This window comes from Halomonas litopenaei, assembly GCF_003045775.1.
Classification (GTDB): Bacteria; Pseudomonadota; Gammaproteobacteria; order Pseudomonadales; family Halomonadaceae; genus Halomonas; species Halomonas litopenaei.
Genome location: NZ_PXNS01000025.1, coordinates 1 through 9,101, shown reverse-complemented (window position 1 = coordinate 9,101; position 9,101 = coordinate 1). Strand labels below are relative to the sequence as shown.

Here is a 9,101-nt window from a genome sequence, read left to right as displayed (position 1 = left end):
GGTGACGCTGGAGTAGTCACCGCCGTTGGGCAGCTGATGACGCTGCACCTCGGCGATCAGGTTGTCGGCGGTGTCGAAGTGAAAGCGCGTCTCGCTGTGGCGGCTGGCGGCGCGGGTCAGGCGTCCCAGCGGGTCGTAGCCGTAGCGGGTAGTCAGCGCGGGCTGGCCCGGTCGCTGGCTCTCGCGCTCCACCACCCGGCCCATGGCGTCGCGGGTGAAGGTGGTGACCAGCTCGCCTTCGCGACGCTCGATCAGGGCGCCGCCATCGTCGTAGCGGTAGTGGCGGGTGCGCCCGTCGAAGCCGGTGTCCTCGATCAGTCGTCCACCGCCGTCATAGCGGAACTGCCAGCGGTCGCCGTTCTGGTTGGTCAGCGCCGAGAGCCGCAGCAGGCGGTCGTAGTGGTAGGCGAAACGCTGGCCCATGGGGTCGCGGCGCTCGATCGGCTGGCCCTTGCCATTGTAGCGATAGCGGGTGCGCTGCCCGGTGGGATCGAGATACTGGGTCAGCCGGCCTTCGCCGTCGTGGGAGAAGTGCTCGATGGCGCCGTCGGGGTGCTCGACGCTCAACAGCAGGCCGGTGGCGTCGCGGGTGTAATGGGTGCGATGCCCGGCGGCGTCACGGCGCTCGATCAGCCAGCCGCGGTGGTCGTAGCGAAACTGGGTGGTCTTGCGTGAACAGTCGCTGGCACTGGTCAGCCGACCCTGGTCGTTCCAGCGATACTGGTAGGTGTTGCCGGCGGCGTCGGTCATCGCCGTGGGCAGGCCGCGTGCGTTGTGACGGAAGGTGGTGACACGCCCGCTCGGGGCGATCTCTTGCAGCGGCAGGCCGCGTTCATCGAAGCGCAGCGAGCGTTCTCGCCCGTCAGGCTCGGTGACGCGCACCGGCAGGCCCTTGTCGTCGTAGTCGATGCGGGTGCTCAGGCCCTGGGGGGCGACCGTCTCGATCAGCCGACCCTGGTCGTCATAGCGATAGTGGGTGGTGCGTCCTTCGCCGTCGATATGGCGGATCAGCCGGCCGTGCTCGTCCCAGCGCCAGTGCTCGCTGCCCAGCGCCGGGTGGAAGGGGTGAGTGATCGACTCGATCTGGTTGTGATCGTTGTAGCGGTAGAAGGTCACCACGCCGTCGGCGTCGGTGACGCGGGTGTACCACAGGCCGCGATGGTACTCGAAGCGGGTGTCCTCGCTGCCGTCTTCCAGGCGGTTGCGTACGCAGCGCGCGTCGTGAGCGGCGGGCAGGGCGCCCTCGGCCTTGCCCGGCCAGCCCCACTCGAGCTCCACCGCCAGGCCACTGCGGTGGGTGTAGCGGGTGACCAGATGGTGCTGGTAGCGGTACTCGCGGGTGTAGCCGCGCATATCACGACTTTCGATCAGATCACCGTCGGCGCTGTGCTGGTAGCGGACCAGCACCTCGGGTTCGTGCGCCTCGGCGGCTTCGTCATTGTGTTTGGTGACGTCCTTGCCGACGCCCGCACCGGGATAGTGGCGCACCACCTTGGTCAGCAGCCCCGCGCTGCTGTAGTGAAAGCGCAGCAGCAGGGCGGCGCCGTCGGTCAGCCGGTCCAGTCGGCCCTGGCGATAGCTCAGGTGCAGGGCGCGGCCGTCGCGCTCGCGCTGCTCGACCAGGCGGAAGTGGACGCGCTCGCCCCGTCCGGACTTGCCGATGCGGCGGTAGAGCTCCTGACTGCCGTCGAGGTAGTGAAGCCGGTAGTGCTCGCTGTCGGGGTGTTCCAGGGTCACGCTTTCACGCGGCAGGAAGCGGCTGCCGCCGACCTCGATAGGATCGATAGGCAGGGCGCGGTTCAGGCTGTCGATAAAGGTCAACTGCTCGCCCAGGGCCTCGAAGCGGGTATGGAACGGACTGCTCCAGCGGGCGCCCAGTTCGCTGTCATCGAGTTCGTCGATGCTGGAGCGGTAGTAGCGGGTCCATTCGACGTCGATCAGCCCCGGTACGCTGAAGTCGGTGTGCCACAGGTTCTCGTCACCCATCACATAGTCCACGGGGTTGGGACTGGTGGGGGTGGGGCGATGCAGCGAGCACACGCAGCCGGCCGGAGTGGCGCTTGGCTCGGCTTCGTGGCGGGTGGTCTGGCGATTGTCTGCCGACAGGTAGTGGACCGTACGTTGCCCGGTGACGGCGGTGCCCTGGTGATTGACGTCCCCACGTTGCGACGACCGGCGGCGAGTCGCCTGGGCCAGGTCGCGTATCATCGGCAACAGGCGCTCGAACCCGGCGTTGACCATGGACCTGGCCATCCCGCCGAGCTGGCCGAGGAAGGCGATGAGGCGCTGACGGTCGTCACCAAAGGCCTCGAGCAGGCGGTCAAAGGCAATGAATACGACACGCTTGCCTTTCTCGAGAAGGTTCCACCACTCGGGGTTCTCGTCGATCAGTTTGAGCTGTTTGGCGGCATCGACCGGGTTGTTGATGAACTCGGCGAGTTTGCCGACGATGGTGTCAATTTCGCGCAACAGCTTCGGTTTCTGTTCCTCGAGCTTGGATTCGAGTTCTGCCAGAAAATCCATCGCCGCACCGCCGGCCATGTTGACCAGAATCTGAGCGGCGATGTCGACGCCTTCACCGCGGGCAAACGCCTGTATGCCTTCGCGGGTACCCACGCGGATAGGGCGGGAGGCGTTGCCGACGGCGGGCACCAGACCGATGGCGTCGATCACCAGCACCGCCCAGAGCCAGACGTTCTGGTAGTTCGGCGTGCCGTCTGCGTCGTTGCCATCGAGGTCAACCACGTCGCGGGCGACGTCGCCGATGGCCATGACGTTACCGACCACCGGCAGCATGTAGGCGGCCTGGACGACCACGTCGAGTACCGTGACGGAACCTTCCTCCACGTCCATCATGATCACGGCTTCCGGGGTCTCGCCTTCGCTGTAGGGCTCGGCGGTGATCACCCGGCGATGGTTGAGTGCCTCTTTCAGAGGGTCGTGGTCCAAACCTGGAATGACGTGGTTGCCCCAGCTTGTTCTCGCGGCCATGCTAAGTTTCCTTCCTTATGTCCCCACAAGAGGGCGCCATCCCTGATGCATTCAGTGAGGTATTGACCGCTACCCACCGAGCCCCTTGGCGATATTGGCCTGTCGACTCAGGAGCGTTTCTTCGGTGATCCACCAGGCCAGCCTGGCGACGTCAGGTCGGGGTCCTGAGCATGGGGGCGCTCCTTGAGGTCGCCGAATGTCGGTCTGGTGGGGACGTCACCCTTCCAACCGGGTGATGACAGCTCGGTATTACCAAGCCCTGGGAGCTGCTCCTGAAGCTTCTGCTGCGCGATCTTTTCGAGTTGTGCCCGGGCTTGCTGCTCGACTCGCCCCGCAAGATCGCTCGGAATGTCACCTGGGATGGTTGGCAACGGAGGCCCCTCGGGCCAACCTGGCGACGATAGACCCACGCCGGAAGTGTTTGGCCTTCCTCCAGGCGTACCACCTGTCCAGCCGGGAGACTGAAGGAGGCTGGGCGCTTGGGGAGGCGATCCCTGATCTCTGGAGCTGCCTGACACAGCAATCTGGGTGTCGCTGGACGTGGTGGCGTACGTTGGCTTGATCGGCACCTTGACGGGCCACGCTTGTGGCCGTTTGTCGATTTCTCGCGGGTCCTGGAAGTACTCGACCTGGACTCCCCCCAGAGGCAGCCCAGACAGCGTTGCCTTGCCGGCGGCGTCCAGCACCCCTTGGCGTACCGAGCCATCGGCGAGGAAAGCGCGATAGCGGGCGCCGGGCACCGGCCGACCGTTGCCATAGAGGTGTTCAAGATCCAGGTTGGAGGGTTCGGTTTCTGGAAGGTTGTCCAGCGGATAACTCAGACTCGTGGGCCCGCCAAACAGGTGCTGGCTGCCCTTGACGTCGATAGTGCCGGGGGCGTGAATTTCGATGTCGCCACCCTTGAGTCGGATATAGCCGCCACCGCAGGTCAGCAGCACTTCCTCGGCAGCGGCAATGTGCACGGCGTCTTCGGTGGAGGTGATGCTGAGCTTTTTCTCTGCAGTCAGTGCCATCTCGTCGCTCTGGGCCTGCACCTCGACCTTGCCCTGGGCGGCGAACAGCTTGATCCCGGCGCGTTGGACGAACAGCGACAGCCGATCGGCGATGCTGGCGACCAGGCGTTTGCCGGCGGCCAGGTTGATGTCTTCGCTTGCGGTGACGCTCAGTGACTTGCCTTGGGCCAGGTGAGTGGACTGGGGGGTGCTGATGGCGATGCCCGCCGGGGAGGCCAATTGCAGCCAGGGCTCCTTGAGTCGCGCGGCCTCGCCACGCCCACCTTTGCTTGCCGTTGTCGCACTGCTGCCGTCGAAGGCTGTGGCAGAGTCGGCACTACCGTGGCGCCCCTGGGCGTCGTCGCTGGCCTTGTGCAGGTCGGTGCGGCTGGCAAGCGCCTCGGCGTCGTGGTCGACAGCGCTGTCGCTGAGACTGTCGGCAAGCTGCCAGGCGCTTTGTAGTTCGCGCCAGGCGGGGCGCATGTCGAGCTGCTCACCGTTGGCACCAAGCTGTCCCCAGCTGCTGACCAACAGGCCCTGGTTGGCGCGCACGGCGCCGTAGGCGTCGGTGCGCAGCTCGAAGCCGGTGCCGCGAAAGTCGCCGCGGGTATTGCCGTGCTGGTGGACCAGATAGCCGAGGTTCAACTGGCTCTTGGCGTGCTCGGAGTTGAGCCGCACCCGCTCCTGGTCGGTGGCGTCATCGAACACCAGCTCGTTGTACTTGCCGCCGCGATAGGTCTTCGACTTGAAGCCCGACAGCAGGCCGTTGGAATGCCATTCCGGACGTTCATCGCCGTTGTAGACCCGACCGGTGATCAAGGGGCGATCCGGGTCGCCCTCGAGGAAGTCAACGATCACCTCCTGGCCGATGCGCGGGACAAAGACCGCGCCCCAGCCGGCGCTGGCGTTGGGCTCGCTGACCCTCAGCCAGCAGCTCGAGCCAGCGTCGTGGTGACCCAGCCGGTCCCAGTGAAACTGCACCTTGACCCGGTTGAGCCCGTCGGTGTGGATTTCCTCGTCTTCCGGCCCCACCACGGTGGCGGTCTGGGGGCCACCCATCACCGGGCGCGGATGGTCGAGGCTCGAGCGATAGGGCAGGCACAGGCGCTGGGTCTCGATGTCGACCAGATAGTGGCCGGTGCCGGCGCGCTGGTAATCGTCACGGTGGAGGCTGGAGCCTTTATCCGAGAGACCCAGCCCGTGGGCGCGACGCGCCTGATCGAGCTGTTCCTGCAAGCTTCCGGGCAGGGTCGACAGATGCGCCGATACCGGCAGGGCATTCTCGGCATGCACGCTGAGGCCCAGCACCAGGAACTCGCGCTCGCTGTCGTCGCCGCGCTCATGTTGGCCATGCTGGGTCAGGGTGAAGTGGCCGCCTACCTGAAGCTGGCGGGCGCCACCGGCGCCACGGAAGCGCTTGGCGCAGGATTCCAGGGCTTCCAGACGATTGACCCCCAGTCGTTCACCGCGACGGTGGTCCGGGTAGTAGTACTCGCCTGGATAATCGTAGACCTCGGTGTCCGGCAGGTGACCCTGGTCACGGATGGTGTCCTGGGCGATGTCGCTGGGGTGGCGAGGCTGCTTGTAGTTGAAGGTGGCGAGGCTTACGCGGGTGGGCTGCTGCTGACGGCGCCCACCCCACTGGGTCAGTGCGTCCTCGGCCTCAGTGGCGGCCTGGCGATGGAAGCGGATGGCCTGGGGGGTGACCGCTGGGCAGGTATCTACGCTGTCGGTGATCACCAGGCAGTGATCGCCTCCGCCATGGCTGAAATAGAAAAACAGTCCTTCTTGTTCCATCAGCCGGTTGACGAAGTGGAAGTTGCTCTCTCGGTACTGCACGCAGTAGCTGCGCGTGGGGTAGTCGCGACGAAGATCAAAGCGGTAGCGCCCCTTGGCGATCTCGTGGCCCTGGAACACCGCCTCGATCACCTCGGTGACGTTCTTGTCCTGGAAGATGCGGCTGTCACGACCGAGGCTCAACAGGGATAGCCAGGGCACCAGCACCAGTTGGTAGTAGTAGACGCCACCGTCTTCGCCGAGCAGGGCGGCGGTGTCGACCAGGCCAGAGAGCGGACGGTAGCCGCCGTCGGCCTGGCGGATCTCGATCAATGCCGGCTGGGCGATCAGCGACTTGAGTTCGATGTCGCCGCGCTGGGAGATTACGTCGAGGGTGTAGCAGAAGGGGCGCGAAATGGTCTCTTCACCGACCAGGCGATGAGGGATCAGCGATTGCCCGGCCAGATGAAACTTGAGCAGGCGCTGATCCTGACTCAGTGTGACATCGAAGGCACCCAGCAGGTCGCTTGGGCGATACGAGGACCAGGAGGGGTCGTCCATGCTCAGCACCCTCCTGCCAAACGTGCCCACTCGGTGGGCGCCGATGGAAGACGCAGCGATGCGCGCAAATGATGGGGAGCAGATGGCATGGCGGTTCCTCCCTAAACGATTCCGTCAGTCCGAATCAGGAGGATCTTACCGGCGGGACGGGGCCCGGGCAGCAGGGGAAAGGCGTTTTCAGAAAGGGCTTACGCAGGAAAACGACATGTCGAGCAAGCTGTGCCTTGGCAACGCCGCAAATCGGGCATTGAAGGAGGCGGTGCACGTCGCTTGGGCCATGAATGGCGCTTGTGGTTTGCAGTGCCGCTGCGCTGGATCCCGGGCTTGCCGTGTGAACGCCACCCTATGCAATCACACGGCCAGGCCGCTGACTGAATCCTGGAGGCGCTGCCCTAGGGCGAAGAGGTCTGTTGTTTGGCGTTTCCGCTGGATGTGCCCTCGTTATCATCGGGGCGTTCGCGCTGTTGCCTGGCCAGCGCCCAGATCTTCTCGTCAAGCTTGGCCTCGAGTGCCTTGAGTCGCTCTGACTGATTCGCCAGCAGACGCCTCTGCTCTTCGATACGCTCGTTGAGCAGGTCTACCTCGTGGCCTCGAGCGCGCAGGTTCTCCTCGGCTCGCGAGCGCTCCATCTGCGTCTCGCGGTGGCGCTTTTCCTCTTCTGACAGTTCGCCCCGCAGTGCCTGAAGCTGCTGCTGCAACACCTCCTGGCGCTGATCGGCCTGCTTGAGGCGCTGGGCATGGGCCTTTTCCGCACTTTGTCGTTCCTGGCGTGCCTCGTCCAGCATAGCCATCAGCCGCGCCTCGGCGGCCTCGTGGCGCTGTTCTTCCTGGGCCAGGCGCTCGCGATGCTGCTTCTGCTGATCATCCAGCGCCTGCTGGTACTCCCTGCCTTCACGCTCCTTGTCCTGCTGCAGACGATCAAGCTGCGCTTCGAGCTGGGTGGCGCGCTCGCCTTCCTTGATGAGCTGCTGCTCCAGCGCTTGATTGGCGCTCGCTAGTCGTGCCGATTCCGAGGCCGCCTCCTGCAGACGCTGCTCCATGGATGACAGATGGGCCGACAGGGCGCTTTCGCGCTGTTCGGCGTCCTCGGCGCGACGATCGGCGGCGGCCACCTTTTCAAGCGCGCCTTCCACGTTGCGATCGGCCTCCTGGCGATAGTGGGCCAGGTTTTCCGCCGCCGCCTCCTGGGCCTTGCTCCAGAGCTCTTCGGCCAGTCCCTGAAGCTCCACGGGCATCCCCTGGGGGGGCGGAACGTCTCGTCGCTCTTCCCGGCGTGAACGCCATTCGCGCAGGTGCTCGCTGATGGTGGTGAAGCTGCCGGTGCCGAGTATCTCTCGGACCTTCTGAACGCTGGGGGCTTCCTGCTGCTTGAGCAGGGTATCCACCGCTCGTTGAACGTCGTCGTAGGTGATCCCGGTACGGGCCATGAAGCTCTCCTTGTGCGGTGGTCGATTCCGCCAGCGGCTGATCATGCCTGAATGCCCCCTCGCTCGCCATGGTCCGGTTCGCTTTCTGTGACACCCGTTGGCACTGCCGTGCGGTGACGTCACGTGAGCGGTGCTCACATTCCTGCGAACCCCTGCCTGCTCCGTGAGGGGGCGGCTGATGCCGCCAGCCATCATTTCCATTAAGCAAAGGCGATAGTACGTGTAATTACATAAAACGTAAATACGTAGGCATATTTATGATAAGCGACATTAAATCAAGATTACGCGTCTTATCTTGAATTCATGGGCCTACAGGTGCAGACTAAAGCGATCAGCGCTCGTTGCGGATGCATGGGAGAAGTTGGCGTCGTATAGCGCGGGAAGGGCTGCTGCGAGTTGGTTGCAGCGGTAGAAGCGGCGCGCCTTCTCGTTGATGTCGAACAAGGGCGCGTAGAGGACGTCTAGGGAGAAGTTCTTCTTCGGATAATGGATGGTTTAAAATCAATGCGTTACATGGTTTCTTGCTCGCCCGGCAGGACGGCCTTGGGTTAGGCTAGAGCAGGGAAAAACGAGACCAGGAGAGAGCGCGGGCATGGCAGCGCCAGACCGGGGAAAGCGAGAGCGGAGAATGGCTAGAGAAGAGAAGAGCTAGAGCCGAGAAGGGCCAGGCCGGGGAAAAGCGAGAGCTGAGAATGGCTAGATCAGAGAAGGGCCAGAATAGAGAGCGGCAAAAGTAGAGAAGCACGAGGGCGGGAGAGGGCGGCTGGCAGGTGAGTAGCGGTCAAGCCACCCTGACATCAAGGGTTATGCCCACGCCACTTGGCATAAGCTGCCGTTCCAAGCGCCAGAATGATCAGCGGCGAAGCCACGAACAGGAACGTCTTCAGGGATTCGAGAATATCCGGTGTCATACGTCCTCCTCAGAGGAAAACCTCTTCTTAGTAGTGATTCCGAGAGCTGCACAGCCAATCCCCAGCAGCACCCCCGCGAGCGAAAGGAGTGCGGGCATCTGAGACGTGAACAGGCCGCCCATGACACTGAGTGCCGCGATGGTGGCACCAACCCGGTCAACGAAGTCCCCGAAGCCACGGGCAACGAAATGCTGGTTGTGACTCATGATCGATCTCGACGGCTCCCTGTCGTTCATACGTCAGCATACCCGAGACCCTCAGATACCGACGCAACCAGGCTGCGCGCTATCGCGTTCTCGCACATTGGCCGCGCGCAACCGGATGTGGCCATCGGTGTCTTGAGCGGCCAGCTGGTCAGCAGGACTTTTTATCTATTGGGTATACGGATTTAATGGTTGATGGGGCACCTTCACCCCATCAATCTGATACCACCCTCAGATGGT

Annotated in this window: 4 protein-coding genes; all 4 read right to left on the bottom strand. The window is 63.9% G+C overall.

Annotated features, from left to right (window positions below):
• A partial coding sequence (locus tag C6W88_RS21090; RefSeq protein WP_146164695.1) for a DUF6531 domain-containing protein occupies positions 1-2,991 on the bottom strand: 2,991 nt, incomplete at its 3' end.
• 107 nt (positions 2,992-3,098) lie between these two features.
• A complete protein-coding gene (locus C6W88_RS21085) occupies positions 3,099-6,320 on the bottom strand; it encodes a type VI secretion system Vgr family protein (RefSeq protein WP_108133884.1) in 3,222 nt (1,073 codons plus the stop codon).
• Positions 6,321-6,712: 392 nt separating this feature from the next.
• A complete protein-coding gene (locus C6W88_RS21080; protein ID WP_181248715.1) occupies positions 6,713-7,747 on the bottom strand; it encodes a DNA-binding protein in 1,035 nt (344 codons plus the stop codon).
• Between the two features lie 907 nt (positions 7,748-8,654).
• Entirely contained in the window at positions 8,655-8,864 is a 210-nt protein-coding gene (locus C6W88_RS21075; protein ID WP_108195028.1) for a hypothetical protein, read from the bottom strand.
• Positions 8,865-9,101 lie beyond the last annotated feature (237 nt).